This is a genomic window from Algiphilus sp. (assembly GCF_965216485.1).
Classification (GTDB): domain Bacteria; phylum Pseudomonadota; class Gammaproteobacteria; order Nevskiales; family Nevskiaceae; genus Algiphilus.
The window spans coordinates 174,740-192,655 of record NZ_OZ244162.1 but is presented as its reverse complement, the minus strand read 5'-3'; the positions used below and the strand labels follow the sequence as shown (position 1 = coordinate 192,655).

The 17,916-nt window shown below is 63.8% G+C and carries 15 protein-coding genes; 5 read left to right on the top strand and 10 right to left on the bottom strand.

Annotation, left to right across the window (positions count from 1 at the left end; translation table 11 throughout):
* Positions 1-34 precede the first annotated feature (34 nt).
* The 5 genes from egtB (at position 35) to ACOOFO_RS00855 (ending at position 4,593) form a co-directional block, all read left to right on the top strand.
* On the top strand, positions 35-1,300 hold the full coding sequence (gene egtB, locus ACOOFO_RS00875) for an ergothioneine biosynthesis protein EgtB (protein WP_420427778.1): 1,266 nt from the start codon (positions 35-37) through the stop codon (positions 1,298-1,300).
* Between the two features lie 14 nt (positions 1,301-1,314).
* Positions 1,315-2,283, top strand: a complete 969-nt coding sequence (gene egtD, locus ACOOFO_RS00870) for an L-histidine N(alpha)-methyltransferase (RefSeq protein ID WP_420429821.1) — start codon at positions 1,315-1,317, stop codon at positions 2,281-2,283.
* Positions 2,284-2,366: 83 nt separating this feature from the next.
* Entirely contained in the window at positions 2,367-2,801 is a 435-nt protein-coding gene (locus ACOOFO_RS00865) for a heavy metal-responsive transcriptional regulator (protein ID WP_420427777.1), read from the top strand.
* Positions 2,802-3,043: 242 nt separating this feature from the next.
* Positions 3,044-3,430, top strand: coding sequence for a DUF2946 family protein (locus tag ACOOFO_RS00860; protein ID WP_420427776.1), 387 nt, complete (start codon positions 3,044-3,046; stop codon positions 3,428-3,430).
* A gap of 89 nt (positions 3,431-3,519) precedes the next feature.
* Entirely contained in the window at positions 3,520-4,593 is a 1,074-nt protein-coding gene (locus ACOOFO_RS00855; RefSeq protein ID WP_420427775.1) for a transporter, read from the top strand.
* A gap of 66 nt (positions 4,594-4,659) precedes the next feature.
* Here the strand turns inward: ACOOFO_RS00855 and ACOOFO_RS00850 are convergent, their stop codons facing one another.
* From ACOOFO_RS00850 to ACOOFO_RS00805, 10 genes are all read right to left on the bottom strand, one after another.
* Positions 4,660-5,400, bottom strand: a complete 741-nt coding sequence (locus ACOOFO_RS00850) for a polysaccharide deacetylase family protein (protein ID WP_420427774.1) — start codon at positions 5,398-5,400, stop codon at positions 4,660-4,662.
* Positions 5,397-6,557: a glycosyltransferase gene (locus tag ACOOFO_RS00845; RefSeq protein WP_420427773.1), complete on the bottom strand. Its 1,161-nt coding sequence runs from the start codon at positions 6,555-6,557 to the stop codon at positions 5,397-5,399. The genes ACOOFO_RS00850 and ACOOFO_RS00845 overlap by 4 nt, the downstream gene beginning before the upstream one ends.
* Before the next feature lies 1 nt (position 6,558).
* A complete protein-coding gene (locus tag ACOOFO_RS00840) occupies positions 6,559-7,758 on the bottom strand; it encodes a sulfotransferase family protein (RefSeq protein ID WP_420427772.1) in 1,200 nt (399 codons plus the stop codon).
* Positions 7,759-7,955: 197 nt separating this feature from the next.
* A complete protein-coding gene (locus ACOOFO_RS00835; RefSeq protein WP_420427771.1) occupies positions 7,956-9,314 on the bottom strand; it encodes a DUF1329 domain-containing protein in 1,359 nt (452 codons plus the stop codon).
* 117 nt (positions 9,315-9,431) lie between these two features.
* A complete protein-coding gene (locus ACOOFO_RS00830; RefSeq protein ID WP_420427770.1) occupies positions 9,432-10,373 on the bottom strand; it encodes a hydrogen peroxide-inducible genes activator in 942 nt (313 codons plus the stop codon).
* Positions 10,370-11,290, bottom strand: coding sequence for an oxygen-dependent coproporphyrinogen oxidase (gene hemF, locus ACOOFO_RS00825; RefSeq protein ID WP_420427769.1), 921 nt, complete (start codon positions 11,288-11,290; stop codon positions 10,370-10,372). Before hemF ends, ACOOFO_RS00830 begins: the two co-directional genes overlap by 4 nt.
* The gene (locus ACOOFO_RS00820; RefSeq protein WP_420427768.1) at positions 11,290-11,841 is read right to left on the bottom strand and encodes an L-threonylcarbamoyladenylate synthase; all 552 of its coding nucleotides are present in this window, start codon (positions 11,839-11,841) and stop codon (positions 11,290-11,292) included. Before ACOOFO_RS00820 ends, hemF begins: the two co-directional genes overlap by 1 nt.
* Positions 11,841-14,393: a DNA topoisomerase I gene (locus ACOOFO_RS00815; protein WP_420427767.1), complete on the bottom strand. Its 2,553-nt coding sequence runs from the start codon at positions 14,391-14,393 to the stop codon at positions 11,841-11,843. Before ACOOFO_RS00815 ends, ACOOFO_RS00820 begins: the two co-directional genes overlap by 1 nt.
* A 275-nt stretch (positions 14,394-14,668) precedes the next feature.
* Positions 14,669-15,661 (bottom strand): helix-turn-helix transcriptional regulator, encoded by a 993-nt coding sequence (locus ACOOFO_RS00810; RefSeq protein ID WP_420427766.1) that lies wholly within the window; start codon positions 15,659-15,661, stop codon positions 14,669-14,671.
* Between the two features lie 387 nt (positions 15,662-16,048).
* The gene (locus ACOOFO_RS00805; RefSeq protein ID WP_420427765.1) at positions 16,049-17,830 is read right to left on the bottom strand and encodes a hypothetical protein; all 1,782 of its coding nucleotides are present in this window, start codon (positions 17,828-17,830) and stop codon (positions 16,049-16,051) included.
* Positions 17,831-17,916: the final 86 nt, after the last annotated feature.

Genomic DNA, 17,916 nt, shown 5'->3' with positions numbered 1-17,916 from the left:
TAACAAGGGACAGCGCAACACGCGCGCAGGCGACATGGCAAACGAGACGAGGCAGCGTTCGATCGCGACGGGAGCGGCGAACACGCTGCTCCAGCGTTACCAGGCAGTCCGAGATCAGACCATGCAGTTGGTCGCGCCCCTTTCCGAAGAGGACGCCTGTGTGCAGTCTATGCCGGCGGCCAGCCCCGCCAAATGGCATCTGGCGCACACCACCTGGTTCTTCGAGCAATTCCTGCTGGGCCGCGACGGGGAATACGCGCCCTATGCAGCAGGTTGGGACTACCTGTTCAATTCCTACTATCAGTCGGTCGGCCCCATGCACGCCCGGCCGCAGCGCGGCATGCTCACCCGGCCCAGCCTGGATGCCGTTCGTGCTTACCGCGCCGAGATCGATGCGCGCATGATGGCGTTGATCGCACGCGATGACGATGCCGATACCGTGGCGCGCATCACCCTGGGGTTGCACCACGAACAGCAGCACCAGGAGCTGATCCTCACCGACATCAAGCACCTGCTCTCGCTGAATCCGCTCGAGCCCAGCTACCGTGAGCTCGGACTGAATGCAGTAGGCAGCGCGCCTGCGCTGCACTTCGTGGAAGGCGATAACGGTGTGACCGCTATCGGGCATGAGGGCGAAGGCTTCGCCTTTGATTGCGAAACCCCGCGTCATCAGACGATGTTGCACCCGCACGCACTGGCCAATCGGCTCGTTACCAATGCGGAGTTCCGTGCCTTCATCGAAGACGGCGGGTATCGCGAACCCACGCTGTGGCTTTCGGATGGTTGGGACACGGTCTCCAGCCAGGGCTGGCAGCATCCACTGTACTGGTCTGACGATCTGGAAAGCGAGTTCACGCTGGCCGGTCGGCGTACCATCGACCCGCATGCGCCCGTCGTGCATGTCAGCTATTTCGAAGCCGATGCCTTTGCGCGCTGGGCGGGCGCACGCCTGCCCAGCGAGGCGGAATGGGAGCACGCTGCCAGCGGCCAGCCAGTGAGCGGCAATCTGCTCGACAGCGGACGCCTGCATCCGCGCGCCGCCAGCGATGGCGAGGGCCTGCTCCAGCTCTGGGGGGACGTCTGGGAATGGACGGCGAGTCCCTACGTCAGCTACCCCGGCTATCAACCCTTGCCTGGCGCCCTCGGCGAATACAACGGCAAGTTCATGTGCGGGCAATTCGTGCTGCGCGGCGGCTCGGTCGCCACCCCGGCGGATCACATCCGGGCGAGCTACCGCAATTTCTTCGGCCCTGCGGATCGCTGGCAGTTCACGGGTATTCGACTGGCGAGGGACCTGTGAACAGAAGCTCCGTCATGGCCGTGCCGGCACCGCAGGAACCCGCACTGGAAGACTTTGCCGGTGATGCGCTGGCTGGCCTGTCTGCGACCCCCAAAACGCTGCCCTCGAAGTATCTGTATGACACGCGGGGTTCGGAGCTCTTCGAAGCCATCTGCGAGCAGCCGGAGTATTACCCGACACGAACCGAGCTGGCCATTCTCAAGCGCGAAGCGAACGCGATGGCCGAAGCCGTGGGCCCGCGCGCGATGGTTGTGGAGTACGGCAGTGGCAGCGGCATCAAGACGCAACGTCTCCTGAGTGCGCTGGCCGATCCCGTGGCCTATGTCCCCATTGAGATCTCGCACAGCGCTCTCAATGCCAGCGTGGCCGAACTGGCGGCGCAGTTCCCGCACATCGAAATGCTGCCGCTCTGCGCCGACTTTCTTCAGACGGTGCCATTGCCGGAGCCGGAGCGGGCGGCGGAGCGGGTACTGATCTTCTTCCCCGGGTCGACGCTGGGGAATTTTGCCAATGAGGCCGCAGTGGAGCTGCTTGCCACCATGCGTGCCGAGATGGGCGAGAACGGCGCGGCGCTGGTTGGCATCGACCTCAAGAAGGACCCCGCCATGATCGAGGCGGCCTACAACGATGCCGCCGGAGTGACCGCGGATTTCACGCTGAACCTTCTGGACCGCATGAATCGCGAGCTCGACGCCAACTTCGATCGCGGTTGCTTCTCGCACCGTGCGCGCTACAACGCGATCGCCGGACGCATTGAAACGCATATCGTCAGCGAGATTGCGCAGACGGTGCTGGTGGCCGGTCGGTCCATCGACTTCGCCGCCGGAGAGGGCATTCTGGTCGAGTACAGCTGCAAGTATTCACAATCCGATTTCGCCGCCATGGCCCACCGGGCCGGGTTGGTGGTGACGCGCAGCTGGACCGATCCCGAAAAGCGCTTTGCACTGCAGTTGGTGGAACCGCTGCCGGAACTCGCCGTCTAGCGCAGTGTGGTCGGCACGCCGCACCTTGACTCTGTAGTGGACTACAGGCTGTAGCATCGCCGGGGTTCGAATGGAGGCAGACCATGCCCAAGGCAACCATCGGTGGTGTCGCGCGTGCCAGTGGGGTGGCGGTGGAAACCATCCGCTACTACGAAAGAGCCGGCCTTTTGCCGGCACCAGCGCGCAGCGCGGGCGGTTATCGACTGTTTCCGGACGGAACGGTGGCGCGCCTGCGCTTCATACAGCGTGCCAAGCGGCTCGGCTTCACCTTGGATGAGGTGCAGCGCCTGCTCAGCCTGGCCGATAACCGGGCGGCAAGCAGTGAGGTACGGGCACTCGCCGCCGAGAAGCTGGCCGGCATCGAAGCGCGTCTGCGCGACCTGCAGCGCATGCGCGATGCCCTGGCCCATCTGATTGCGGATTGCGATGGCCACGGCAGCACGGCGGGGTGTCCCATCATCCAGGCCTTGGCCGACGATGACGAGGTCGCAACGCACGGCCAGGCTGCTGCGGACTGAGGGCAGCGCCGCGCGCACCAGCACGGTCAGTCTTCGATCAATAGTGTCGGAGGGTGGGGCGCCGTGATTCGGCGCCCCATGGCGATAGGGGCGATGTGCGGGAGGATGCTCCCGCCAGCCTCTTGACCGCGCATTCCGCAGCCACGCCGGTGCAAGCAAGCCCATGCGCTCAGACACGCGACCAGCCCCTGCAAGCCCGGCATAATGCGCGCATGCGAAATCTGAGGCGTCCATTCCGGAGCGTGGCTCAATGGCTGGCACTGTTTGCCGTGCTCAGCCAGGCGCTGTTGCCGGTGGCCCATGCGCAGCTGATGGCGCGTAGCGGCGATCACCCGCTGGCGCTGTTCGCCTGCGGTACGGGTTCCGCGGATTTCGTCGACGCACTGGCCGCGCTGCTGCCGCCTGAATTGCTGGCGTCACAGAACGACGATGGCGCAGGGGCCGCCAATGGCGCCTACGAATGCCCGGCCTGCGCGGCCCTCTCTGCCAGTGGCCACGGGATAGCGCCCAGCATTGCCATCCATTGCACGGGGCAGGCAAAGGGCTCTGGCGCGCTGGCTCAGCAGGCCAAAATGCTCGCCCGCGGGCACGATAGCCTGCGGCCGCCGGTGCGGGCGCCACCGGTCTGATCTTCCGCCGCCCGCGGCGGCAATGCTGCTTTTCCGCATTCCCTTTGTCGTGCGCCCGCCGATCGGGTGCGACCTATTGAGATCAGACCATGTTCCTGAAGTCTTCACGCGGCAGCCTGCTCGCCGCCGCGCTTTTCCTTCCCTTGACCGCAGCCGTGGCCGGCGGAGAACACGCGGCAGCACGGGCAGACAGCCATGCCCCTATCGGCGTGATGGGCGACCACGTCCACAAGGCCGGCGAGTTCATGGCCTCCTATCGCTACATGCGGATGGAGATGTCCGGCAACCGCATCGGGCGCAAAGAGGTCAGCCCTGAGTTCATCGTGCAGAACGTGCCCAACCGCTTCGATGGGCCGGGCACCTTGCGTGTGGTGCCCACCGAAATGACGATGGAAATGCACATGCTCGGTGTGATGTATGGCTGGACCGACACTGTCACCCTCATGGCCATGCTGCCGGTCGTGGCCAATACGATGCAGCACCTGACGTTTCAGGGGATGTCGGGCACCGACCGCCTTGGCACCTTCGAGACCAGCAGCGAGGGCATCGGCGATATCGGTCTCTTCGCCCTGTTCCGGCTGCATGATGACGGCCATCAATTGCTGGTGGGCCGTATGGGTTTGCGTGCACCCACCGGTTCGGTCGACGAAACCGCGCAGGTGCTCACGCCGATGAACACCCGACCCACGCTCCGCATGCCCTATCCCATGCAGCTCGGTAGTGGGACCTATGCCGTGACGCCCGCGCTGACCTGGCGCCGCTACCTGGGTGCGGCCAGCATCGGTGCCCAGTACGACGGCGTGCTGCAGCTTGGCCGCAACGACGAGGGCTACACGCTGGGCGATCAGCACGCGCTTGGCGCATGGGCGGCCTATGGCTGGGCGCCCTGGGTTTCGACCTCGTTGCGCGCGCGCGCCAGCAGCCGTGAAAGTATCCAGGGCCTGGACCGCCGCATCATGGCGCCCATCCAGACGGCGAATCCGGACTTTCAGGGTGGCGACCGCATCGAGGCCGGCGTTGGTGTAAACCTGCTCGGCGTGGATGGACCGCTGCGCCATCACCGCCTGGCAATGGAGATGCTGTGGCCCTTCTACCAGGATCTCAATGGTCCGCAGATGGAGGCGGACTACACGCTTACTGTCGGCTATCAGTACGCCTGGTGATGGTAGGGGCGCGTGGCCTTCGGGCCGCGCGCCAGACTGCGCGGGTGTCTTGGCACCGGCGCTGCCCTAGTGAATGGGAGACGCCTGATACATCGCCGCTACGCCTCTGGGTACCTGGTGCGGCGGGTCGGCGAGGATGCGGTCCAATGCCGTGGCGAGGGCCAGTTCAGGGTCATAGGGATGCACGCCGACGCGCAAGGTGCGACCGGTGCGGCGTGCCAGAGCCAACTGGCCGCGGTTCCAGGTGTGGAGAGCACGGGCACGCCATGCCGTGTCCGCTTCGAAGCCCACCAAGGGCTGCGCCTCCAGCCGGCCACTGTCGGTATCGATGACGCCGGTGGTGACCTCGATATGACGGAAAGGCAGCGCGCGCAGCGTGCTGCGCTTGACGGCACCCAATGCCCAGGCAGGCGGCACATACAGTGCGGGGGATGGCAAATCCTGTTGCACAAACCAGTCGTGGCTGGCCTGCATCAGTCGAGCGATACCCGCGGCATCCAGCGCTAGATGCTCGGCAGCGTCGCGTGAAATCAGTGCCGCGTGCAGACGGTGTCGGAGCCCTCGAATGTGTCGCGCACGGTGGAACCAGCCGTGGGCGGCCAGTGCATGTCCATCCGTATGCCAGGCGCGGAGCTGCGCAATGGCATCGGCATTCCAGTGACGGCCCGGCACGACCAGCAGCGTGGCCGGAGGCCATCCATGGGCACGGCTGCGCGCGATGATATTCGCGACCCGTTCCAGCGTCTCCGGCATGACATCATGGATCGACAGCCAGGCACGCAGCCCAGAGCCGTGCTGCGCGCTCATCGCGCAGGGGCGTGCTGGTCGAGCAAGGAGACCCAATGTGCCAGGGTTTCGGTGTTGAGCCGCTCGGCTGCTTCCCGCGCGCGCTCGGCGCTGTCCTGACGCGCAGCCGGTGATTGCTGCTGCACGCGGCGAATGGTTTCGGTCAGGCTGGATTGGCCGTGCAGCGGGATCAGCCCGTCGCGCAAGGAATGCCAGCTATGGATGCCGGCATTCTCGGCCACGATGGCCGGGCGGCCGCGCGCCATGGCTTCCAGCGCAATCGACCCGAAGGTTTCCAGGCGTGAGGGCAGCAGCAGCAGATCGGAGGCGTCCAGCAGTGTGCGCAGGGCATCGCGATCGAGCCAGCCCACCATCTCCACGTTCGGTAACGGGCGGGTCTCGCGCTCCAGTTGGCGGCGCATCGGGCCATCCCCGGCGATGACAAAGCGAAGATCAGGCAGTGCGCGAGCGGCTTCGATGATGGTGGGAATATTCTTTTCGGGTGCCAGGCGGCCGGCGAAGACCAGCTGCCGCAGCGGTCCGCGCAGCGGTTCCACCGGCGCTTCGATGAAACGGGTGGGCAAGGGCGTACCCATGATCTGGACCTGTTTGGCTCCCAGCTTGCGCACGGTATCCACCAGACGGCTGCTGTGCACCAGCGTGGCGTCCGCTTGGCTGCACAGCAGACGATTGACGTTGGTCAGGAAGCCGTTGGCGATGCCGCGCGAAATCGGGTTCCAGTACAGGCTGGACAATGCCTCGAACTCGGTATGGAAGGCAGTGAAGAAGCCGCAGCCCATGCGCCTGGCGAGGGCCAGCCCGAGCAGCCCGAAAGGCCCCGGCGTGATGGATACCACTACATCCGGGCGCATGCGCATCATCTTGCGCCAGAGACCGGGGACATTCGGGGTCAGCAGGCGCTGCGTGGGATCGCCCGGCAGAGGCACGCTCAAGCCACTGAAGAGGCGGCGCTTGCGCGTCGGTTGAAAGATCTCGACCGCATCCACCTGGTGGCGCAACTGGGCGATGAGGTCGCTGTAGTAGCTTCCGGCGCCATTGCGTTCGGGTTCGGCATCCGAAAAGAAGGCCACGCGCAGATGCCGCGCCGAAGTTGGCGCCCCGCTGGTGGCGCTACGGTCATTGGATGCTGAAGCAAGCGAGCTGTAGGCGAATTCCATATCAGGACACCTTGCGTGCGGAGAATGGGGCGGTAGCCGGGCGGGCGGCCTGGGCGCGCATGCGCTCATAGCAGGCCTGCATCTCGCGCAGCAACGCGGGATCGGGGCGGTCGGCCTCGGTCACGTCATGAACATGGCGGCTGCTCTGGCCACGCGATGCCACGTCGTCGGCACGATCAAAGGCGGCCGCCAGGGCTTCGCCGGTGTCAACACCAATGCTTTCGAGTGCACGCCGCAGAGTCTGTCCGGGCGCGGCGCGCAGATCGGTTTGGTCGACAGCCACCATGCGGTCTGAATGGCGTTGCAACTGCGCTTCGAGATGGCGGTATTGCCCGGCAAAGCGCTCGGCAAAGCGGGCACCGAGGTGCTTGCGCTCCGGGTCAACCGCAAACAGCCGGCGCCCGGGTTCAATGGCACTGATCTGCGAGGCAAGGGCGGAGGCGGGTTCGCGCAGGCAGATGATGAAGCGCGCATCCGGGAAAGCGTCCGCCAAGGCACCGGCCCAGGACGCAAAGGCAGCGTTCTTGCTGAGCAGCCGGCGGTGGCCTCCAGAGGCGTAGCAATGCTTCTGCAGGACCTTTCGGTAAGCCTGCATGAGGGTGTCGCGTTCGGTGGCATCCGCTTCCCGGTCGAGGGCAGTCAGTCGCCACAGCGCCAGCGTGTCCGGGAACGCAATGGCCATGATGAAGCAGGCCGCGAAGGGCAACAGGGCGAGATAGTCTTCCTCGGCGTCGTCCAGACCCACTTCGTGGATGGCATCGAAGTCGCCGGCAAGCCAGCGCGTAAGCGCATCGCGCAGCCGCCGCATCGGTGCGCCGGCAACACGATCCACACGACCAAGGCCCTGCCAGAGCAGGCGCTCGCTGATGGAAGGCGCCAGGATCGCCTGCCAGGTCGACATGGTGGTGAAGCGATCTCGGTCCTCGGCCAGAAGGCGGTGCACGAAGGTGGTGCCGCTGCGCGGAATGCCCAGTACGAAAAGCGGTGCTTGCAAGGATTCCTTGTGGGCGTCGCGGAAGCATGCGGCATCCAGACCGAAGCCCAGCCAGTGGCAGGCCTGCACGGTGAGATAGGGCGGGAGTCCGGCGGCCAGCATGGCGGCGCGGCGCAGATGGAGCGGTGCCATCGGCTGCCCCGGTCGCAGCGCATCGCGCAGCATGGTCGCGTGGATGCGCAGACTGCGCCTGAACGGCCCGCTCATCGCGGCGCTCCACGGTGGCGCGTCGACTTGTCCAAGGTCTGCAGCATGGCGCGCACAGTGCCCGCAGCCGGTTGCAACCGTGTTACAGCAAAATGGCGGCTGGGTGACACCAGTGTAAAGGCGCAGCCGTGGACGAGGCCAGCCGCGCAGCCACTGCTGCGCCGCGCCCGGCAGGGCCGGACGCGGCGGGGATTACATCACTGCGTCGCGACGCGCTTGATGTTGCCCGGTGTGAAGTGCCGTGGGCTGAAGGAGACGTCCGTCTCGAACAACGGCTCCTCGTTGCTGATTTCCTGCACGAGGTAGCGGTTTGCCTGCAGGTCGTAGACGGTGGAGCCGGCCGTGGCGACGGCGTCCTTCCAGACGATCTGAATCGGATGGAGTTCCTGAATGCGCCACAACTGATCGCGCTGGTCGTAAACGTCGACAGCGAGGATGGTCCAGGTGTCCTCATCCACGTAGAAGGTACGGCGCTTGTAGATGTGGCTGGTGTCCTCGCGCAACTCGGACTCCACCACCCAGACACGGTGCTTTTCGTAACGCGTCAGGTCCTGGTTCAGGTGACGATCGTTGGTGAGATCGTCGTAGCTGTTCCGGCTGTCGGCCAGCTTGTAGGAATTGTAGGGCACGATCATTTCGCGCTTGCCCACCAGCTTCCAGTTGTAGCGATCGGTGGCGCCATTGAACATGTCGAGCTGGTCGTTGGTGCGCAGGCCATCCGATCCCGTGCCGGGATTGTCATAGGCTACGTCCGGCGCGCGTCGAACGCGGCGTTGACCCGCGTTGTATTGCCAGGCGCGGCGCGCTTCCTTGATCTGGTCCAGGGTTTCATGCACCAGCAGGACATTGCCTGCCTGCCGCGGCGGACCGATGACACGCTGAAGGAAGTAGATGCCCACGTTTTCCAGCTCGTCGACGGTCACTCCTTCGTTGCTGTAATGAAAACGGATGTCTTCCTGCAGCTTGAAGGGGGTGTACATGCCGTTGGACTGCACGGCCAACTGTACGTTGTACCGCTGGATCGATTCGGTGCGATAGCGCAGCTTGTGATTCCACATAACCGCCTTGCCGTTATCGGGCAGCGGGAAGGGGATGCCGGTCGTGGCGTCGTTGATGCTCTCGCCTTCGTTGCTCAGATAGGCACGCTCGGCATTGCGCTTGTTCGCCTCATAGATGAATTCCGGCGCGCGTCCGCTACGGTGCGTCTTGTAGAGCGGCATCTTGTAGCTCTGCGGGTAGCGCTTGAGCAGCGCCTTCTGGCCCTCGGTGAGGAATTCCGCATAGTCCGCCATGTTGTCGGCGGTGATGATGGCGATGGGCTCTTCCGAGGCGAAGCGTTCATAGCTTTCGAGATAGCGCTCTTCGCCCTCAGGAGGACGCGGGATCGCGTAGCCGCCATCCCATGCCGGAATGGAGCCATCCGCGTTACCGGCCTTCATGGCACCCATGGGCGTGAGGTCCTGCCCCAGGCGCTCCACCGGGCGATCCGGCGGGCCATCGGCGGCGTGAGCGGGCAGGGCCAAGGCGGCCACCAACGTCAAAATCGTGCGATGCATATCGTGTCTCCTCGGGCCGCACCTCAAAGGGTGCATGTCATTGTCAGGACAGGATAGCGCGCCTATTGCCTGACGCACAGCCCGTGTATCGCACGGATGCCTACCGCAGGTCGCGCGTCAGGCTTCCTGCGGTGCGTCGAGCGGACGGAAGCGGACGCCCTGCATATGACAGGTGACGATGGCGGTGCGCAGTGCCTTGATCGCATTGGGACGCGGAAAACTCTTGCGCCAGATCAAGGCGACACGGCGCTGGGGTGCCGGATCGGTGAAGGGGCGCGCCACGAGATATTGCTGACTCTCTTCTGGCCGGTTCTCGTGGCTGCTGCGTGGCAGCACGCTGATGCCAATGTCGCTGGCCACCATGTGGCGGATGGTTTCCAGACTGGATCCCGTCTGCGGGCGAGGGCCCGGCGCATTGCTGTCGATGCACTTGGGGCAGGCCTCCACCACCTGTTCGCGGAAGCAGTGACCCGGTCCGAGCAGCAGCAGATGCTCTTCCCCCATCTCGTTGGCCGATATGGCTTCGCGATCGGCCCAGCGGTGGTTCTGCGGCAGCAGCACGATGAAATCCTCGTCGTAGACTGACCAGACGTGCAGGTTGCTGGATTCGATGGGCAGCGCGACCAGCGCTGCATCCAGTTCGTTGTCCTGCAGCTGTTCCAGCAGCTGTGCCGTGAAATTCTCTTCCAGGATGAGGGGCATGCGAGGGGCGGTCTCGCGCAGCATCGGCACGAGGTACGGAAGCAGATAGGGGCCGACGGTATAGATGGCGCCCAGTCGCACCGGGCCGACCAGTTCGTCCTTGCCTTCCTTGGCGAGATCCTCGACCAGTGCCGCCTCCGCCAGCACGCGCTTGGCCTGTGCGCAGATGCGTTCGCCCACCAGGGTCGGGCGCACTTCACCTCGATTGCGCTCGAACAGCGTGACGTCGAGCGTTTCCTCCAGCTTGCGGATGGCGACCGACAGCGTGGGTTGCGATACGAAGGAACGCTCGGCCGCACGCCCGAAGTGACGCTCCTTTTCCAGATTGACCAGGTATCGCAGTTCAGTAAGGGTCATGCGTGGGAGAGCCAGTCCTGAGCGGGAAGAAAGTCGTGCAGCAAGGCCGCTTCATCGCTGCCCTCGGGCGGATGATAGTCGTAGCGCCACTGCGCTTGCGGCGGCATCGACATCAATATCGATTCGGTGCGGCCGCCCGACTGCAGACCGAAGAGCGTACCGCGGTCGTAGACCAGGTTGAATTCCACGTAGCGCCCGCGACGGTAGCACTGCCAGTCGCGCTCACGCTGGCCGAAGGGCATGTCGCGACGGCGCTGCACAATGGGCAGATAGGCATTGGGATAGGCCTCGGCCACGGCCTGCATGATGCCGAAGCAGTGGTCAAAGCCACCGGCGTTCAGGTCATCGAAGAAGATGCCGCCAACGCCGCGTGCCTCGTTGCGATGGCGAATCCAGAAATAATCATCGCACTGCTTCTTGTACTCGGCATACAGCGTGTCGCCGAAGGGCGTCAGTGCATCGCGCGCGGTCTGATGCCAGGCCACGCAGTCCTCGCGAAAGCCGTAGTAGGGCGTCAGGTCGAAACCGCCGCCGAACCACCACACTGGGGCCTTGCCGGGTGCCTCTGCGACAAAAAAGCGGACATTCGCGTGGCTTGTCGGCACATAGGGATTGTGCGGATGCAGGACCACCGAAACCCCCATGGCGCGAAAGCTGCGCCCGGCCAGTTCGGGTCGCGACTGCGACGCCGATGGCGGCAGTGCCTTGCCGTGCACCACGGAAAAAGCCACGCCGGCGCGCTCAAAAAGCGCGCCCTCGCCGAGCACGCGCGTGTCGCCACCACCACCCTCGGCGCGATCCCACTGGTCGATCTGGAAGCGCTGCGCGCCATCGGCTTCCGCCAGTCGCGCGCAGAGCCGATTCTGATAGTCGGCCAGAAAGGCCTGGACGGCTTCCGGCTGGGGAGAATGAGACATCAGCGCACCTGCTGGCCGGAGCGGACGTCGCGGATGGTGGACGGCCGGCCGAGGCCGCCGAGGGCCCCGGGTACCAGATAGTCGAGCACATTCGGGAACTGACGCCGCACCGCGGTGGCGCCGTCCGCGGGTGGTTGCCCGCTGCGGTTGGCGCTGGTCGAGACGAGCGCTTCTCCCCAGGCCTTACACAGACGCACCGCTACCGGATGATCGGTGACGCGGATCGCGATCCGGTCGCTGTCCCCGGTGATCCAGTAGGGCGCGTGCGGGTTGGCGGGGAACAGCCAAGTGGTCGGTCCGGGCCAGCTCTCGAAAGCACGCTTGAGTGCACTGCGCGAGGGCAGGGTGACCCAGGCTTCGAGGGCGTCGAAATCGTGGCTGATCAGAATCAAGCCTTTGTCGACCGGCCGTTGCTTGGCGGCCAGCAGGGCCCCCACCGCTGCCGGATTGCGCGGATCGCAGCCGAGGCCCCATATCCCTTCGGTGGGGTAGGCGACGAGGCCGCCACGCGCCAGCACTGCGGCTGCCTCGCGATAGGCGAGTGCCAACATCAGTCGTTGTGGGTGCTATTGGCCGGAGCGTCTTTGCCGGAGGCCTGTGCACCGCTGGATGGGTTGCTGGATGCCATGCTGTTGGCCGTTCCCTTCTTGGTCGCCGCCGCCTTCTTGGCAGCAGACTTCTTCGTCGACGCCTTCTTGGCGCTGCTCTTCTTCGCCGCTAACTTCTTTGTAGCCGATTTCTTGGCGGCGGACTTCTTGGCGCCCGCTTTCTTGGCGGCAGATTTCTTTGCTGCCCCCTTCTTGGCAGCGGGTTTCTTCTGCTTCTCTGCTTCCAGCAGCGCCTGGCATTCCTCCAGGGTCAGGGCTTCGGCATCGCTGCCCTTGGGCACGCGGGCGCGCAGTTTGCTCTGCCCAACATAGGGCCCGAAGCGCCCCTTGACGACGCGAATCTCGTGCTCCGGCCAGTGCTGCAGCGTGGCGGCCTCCAGCGCTGCCTGTTTGGCCTCGTACAGTTCGATGCAGCGTTCGCGCGTGACCTTGTAGGGGTCGTCGTCTTTCTTCAGCGAGACGAATTCATCGCCGAAGCGGGCATAGGGGCCGAAGCGCCCGATGTTGACGACGATCTCGGTGCCATCATCGGTAGTGCCCAGGTGGCGCGGCAGCTTGAACAGCTCGAGCGCCTCTTCCAGTGTGATGGTGTCGATGCGCTGGTTGGCGCGCAGCGAGGCGAACTTCGGCTTTTCTTCATCGTCGCGCGTGCCGATCTGCACGAAAGGTCCGTAGCGCCCGAGGCGTGCACTGACCGGTTTGCCGCTGGTCGGGTCGGTGCCGAGGGTGCGGCCTTCATTGACTTCGCTGCGGGCGAGATCCTTCTTTTCCTCGACGCGCTGCGCAAAGTCCTTCCAGAACGAGGCGAGCAGCGGCTGCACCGTCTTCTCGCCGCGGGAGACCGCGTCGAGATCGTCCTCCAGCCGTGCCGTGAAGTCATAGTCCACGTAGCGAGAAAAGTGGTCGGTGAGAAAGCGGTTGACGATCATGCCGACGTCGGTCGGCCAGAAGGCCTTGCCTTCCATGCGCACGTACTCGCGCTGCTGCAACGTGCCGATGATCGACGCATAGGTGGAAGGCCGCCCGATGTCGTATTCCTCGAGGGTCTTGACCAGGCTGGCCTCGGTGAAGCGCGGCGGCGGCTCGGTGAAGTGCTGATCGGCCGCGACGTCGTGCAGCGTGACCTGCTCGCCCTCGACCAATTCGGGCAGGCGCTTGTCGTCGTCGTCTCCACGGGCGTCGTCACTACCGCTCTGGTAGACAGCCAGGAAGCCGGGAAAGACCAGTACCGAGCCGTTCGCGCGGAAGGCATGGTTGCCTGCCGTGAGCTCGGCGCTGACCGTGTCGAAGACCGCCGAGGCCATCTGGCTGGCAACCGCACGACGCCAGATGAGCGTGTACAGCTTGAGCTGATCCTCGCTCAGATGGCTGCGGATGCACTCCGGCGTGCGCGTCAACGAGGTCGGCCGAATGGCTTCGTGCGCTTCCTGTGCGTTCTTGGACTTGGATTTGTACTGGCGCGGCGACTCTGGCACGTAATCCGCGCCGTAGCGTTCACCCACCATCTGGCGGATCTGTTGGATGGCCTCACCGGCCAGGCTGACCGAGTCGGTACGCATGTACGTGATGAGGCCAACGGTTTCGCCGCCGATATCCACGCCTTCGTAGAGCTGCTGCGCAATGCGCATGGCGCGGGTCGAGCCAAAGCCCAACTTGCGGTTGGCTTCCTGCTGCAGTGTGGAGGTCGTGAAGGGCGGCGATGGGTTGCGTCGACGCTGCTTCTTGTCAACCGAGCCCACCTTGAGCTGACCCGAGGCCGCCGTGAGGATGCGCTCGCGTGCCGCAAAGGCGTTATCGCCCTCGGTCAGGGTGAACTGCTCGGCCTTCTCGCCGTCGAGGCGCAACAGCTTGGCGCTGAAGCCCTGCGCGTCCTTCTCCACCTGCGCGGTCAGCGACCAGTATTCCTGCGGCACAAAGGCCTTGATTTCTTCCTCGCGCTCGCAGATCAGGCGCAGCGCCGGCGACTGCACGCGGCCGGCAGACAGGCCGGGCGACACCTTGCGCCACAGCAGCGGAGACAGATTGAAGCCAACCAGATAATCCAGCGCCCGCCGCGCCTGCTGGGCGCTGATCAAGTCGTCGGAAATGTCACGCGGGTTGGCAATGGCCTTGCTCACCTCCTGCTGCGTGATCTCGTAGAACACGACTCGTTGCACGGTCTTGTTCTTGAGCGCCTTCTTTTCCTTGAGCAACTCGAGCAGATGCCAGGCGATCGCCTCCCCTTCGCGGTCGGGGTCAGTGGCGAGTACCAGCGTGTCGGCGTCCTTGAGCGCACTCATGATGGCGCGCACGTGCTTGGCGTTGCGCTCGATCATCTGGTAGTGCATTGCAAAGCCATCGTCGGGGTCGACAGCGCCGTCCTTGGGCACCAGATCGCGCACATGGCCGTACGAGGCCATGACCTCATAGCCAGGGCCGAGGTACTTCTTGATCGTCTTGGCCTTGGCGGGTGACTCCACGATCACCAGGCTTTGGGAGGCGGTTTCCGTAGTCATGGCGGCGAGCTTATACGCGGCCAATCGCTGGAGTGTCAAAGGACCGTGCACCGTTTCGACAGCTTTCGTGCGGGCCTTCGGCGTCGGCCAGCACCAAAAATGGGGCGGGGGTATGGTTTCTGGACCCTGATTTCCCAGCGAATTTTGGGGACGCCGGGCCGCTCAGTGCCGAATGTTGCGATCACGCGATGCAGCGCCGCTATCGGACGGGTACCTCGAACGGCGTCAAACCCTCTCTCTGACGCGGCGATCCGGGAGCGGCGCGCCCCTAGGCGTCAGGTGCTGAACCCGGTCAGGCTCATCCGTATCAGACTCGCCTGGTTGGTGGTGCCCGTCTTCTGATAGATCGCCCGACACTGCGATTTCAGGGTGTTCATGGTGATGCTTGAGGCTTCGCAGATCTCTTGCATCGACATCCCCTCGATGAAGCTTTCGAGCACGCGGGTCTCTGCCGGCGTGAGTGCGTAGGCCTGCGCGACGCGCGCTGCAATGCCCTCGCTATCGGGGCGGAATCGCCGGATGATGACGGCAACGGCTGGGGCGCGGTACCCAACGGGCAGTTTGGCGGCGCTCAGTCGCTTCAAGTGGGGCGTCACGCATGCCGAATACTGCACGTTGCCGTGGTACCAGACGACGGTTTCACCGTGCAGGACCTGCTCGGCCTCTATCCGGTCGAGGCAGCGCCATAGCCCTTTCTGAAAAGAGCGGTTCGCCTCTTCGGCGCGGAGATGGAGGCGCCCTGCGTAATGGTAGATGGCACCTTTGGACGCGCTCAGCCACTGCTCGGCCAGCGCATTGGCGTAGACCACCGCGCCGCGAACATCAAGAAACAAGACGGCGTCGCCTCGGGCCGCCTGGAGGGCGCCAGTCAGTGCCTCCTGTACCTCGTGGCCACCAAAGCGGCTGGAAATTTCCAGCGACTGGACGATATGTGGTTTGAGCGCACGCATGCGCTCGATTTCTCCAAAGCCGAAGTCGTCGTCCTTGCCATTCCTGTAGACCGAGAAAATGGCGGTACTGCCATCACTGACGGGGACCGCCAGCGCCATCACATCGCGCCAGTCGGCCTCCACGCGGCGCAAGCCATCGTTGTAGAAGGCGGAACGACGAAACTGTTTTGCAGGCACATACTTGGTGCCGATGTGCAGGTCGCTGTGAGGTTCCGCTTCCACGCAGGCCCACCACGGGTCCATTTCCTCCAGATCGAAGCCGACGATCGAGACCAGCGCCCGCGCGTCATAGCCATGGGTGGTGGCGATGTCGATCATCGTATTGGGCAGTTGGATGAACTCCAGGGCGGCGGCGCATCCACCGACAAAGTCGCCTACCGTCTTGAGGGCCGCCGGCCATTGATCGGGCGTCATTGCCGCACGGTACAGCGCAAAGACTACCGAACTGAGATCCACCGACCTTATCCCCCACCCCTACAACCCTGAGCTCAACCCTAGTCGAAAGAGGGGTTTCCGTCCAGATAGTTAGGAATGGGCATCTGAGTTTCGAGAAAGTCTTGTGATCGTTCGCAGCGGGAGAAGAGTCATCAGGGGCAGCCCGACATAAGGTCGGGCTGCCCAATATGCAGCATGCCAATTTGCGCACCGATCGTTGTCGTGTGGACTGAAGCGGCGTGCGTGCCGCAAGGGGTGTCTGAATGCGCGCTATCCCTCGCGCACAAACTCCCCCTCGTTGAATGTCGTTGCTCTCGGTGCTTGTCCTTCGCATCCGAGCAGAAAGCGGTCTTGCTCGACACGCACGATGCACAGGTCGGTCAGCACACCCGCCTCGAAGATGTCGAGTTCGGTTGCCGGGCCGCCGTCCTCCGCGACGGTGTCCTGGCCGACCGAAATCGTGAATGCCTCGGTATAGGGAGAATCTGCGCTGGCTTGTCCGGAGCAGGTCGTATTGCCTTCGTAGAGTGATTCGGTCACCGTCAGGCCGGTGCCCGAAAAGAGCCACGAGCCGGAGAAGGATTCCGGCGTCCCGTCATCCGATTCGCCTCCGCTGCAGGCGAAGGACCAGCTTCCCTGCAGCTCCTGCAGGACGTTGCCGCTGTCTCCATTTTGCTGACCATCACCAGCAGCATTCATGCTGCCGCTGAAGTTGAATCGGCCTTCGTCAGAGCGGGCGCTCAGATTGAAGTTGGCTGCGTTGACCCCGATTGAGGTGAAGGTCACCTCGACGTCGGTGGGATTCAGTTCGCAGTCCACATTGGAATCGTTCTCGCAGTTGGTCAGCTCGCGGTCATAGCCGTCACCGCCGAATTCGATGTAATCCATCCGGTCGGCGGTCAATGCCTGCCAGTGGAAATTGTTGATGTCATTGGGGTCGAAATCGTTGTCCGGATTAGGCGCGAATCGCACGGACCCCGTGCCATCCGCGTTGAAAGTCCAGGTTTCGATATCGCTGTCCGGGGCGTTCACATCGAATACACGATCCGCTAGGAAGGCGTACAGGTCGGGGGCCGCTGCCGTCATTCCGCCGGTCCCGGAGTCACTGGCTTGGGCGTTACCGCTGTTGTCGAAAAAGGTCAGCGACCATGCAAAGTTGGCGCTGTTTTCGGAGATCGCCGATGGCGTCAGGATGAATACGTAACGGCCGTCATCATCCGCATCCTCGGTCATGAGTCTGCCTTCCTCGTCGATCGACCATTCCACCAGGTAAGTGTCGGTCGTCGAGAAGTTGTTTTCCTCGCTGGGACTCCACGTTTCGGTGGCCGTACCGTCACTGCGGAAGGTGTACTGGAACAGTTCGATGAACTCGCCATCAAACAAGGCTGTTCCTTCAACACCGGAAATGTAGAAGGCGCGGTCATTGAAGAAGGCCTCGGTAAAGACGGGGCCGTCATCCGCGGTGGATTCGATGTCGAAACAGGTTCGCTCCGCTTCCGACACGCGTTCTTCTTCGTCGACTGCGACGATCTCCACGCAGAAGGTGCCATCGGTGATGTTTTCCGGAATGCCAATCGCCAGCCTCTCGGAGAGACTGACCTTGTTCCGCGTTTCCTCCAGCAGGTTGATGGCGAGGAAGGAATCGGCCCCCACCACCTTGAGCAGCAAGCTGCCCAGCGGCGACGCGGAATCAATCTTGAGATCGATATCGACGGTATCGCCGTTGCCAGCAGATCGGCTTTCCGCGACAGGAGTAATGACCGGCTCACTGCCGGTGGTCGTCTTCGTGGGTAGGTCACCCTCAATCTTCTGACCCAGCTTCTCTCCAAAACGTACGACAAGCGCGTCGGTCAACGCATTCTCGTTGGTGACGTCGATCAACCCGTTTTCGGAGCCACTGCCGCTGCCTCCGCCACCCCCTCCGCATGCGGACAAGCCCGCGATTACCAGTAGGGCGAGTGTCTGTGGCAGTGCTGACGAAAACCTCATTTTGTTTTCCTTATCTATTGATGAGTCGTCACCAGAATCCATCCGTGTGTGGATGAGCGTCATCACACCATGGGGTGATGACGCTGCGGGCGAGCGCGCATCAAATGGTGTGGCGTCGCTGTTTTGCGCGATTCCTGGCCACCTTTGGT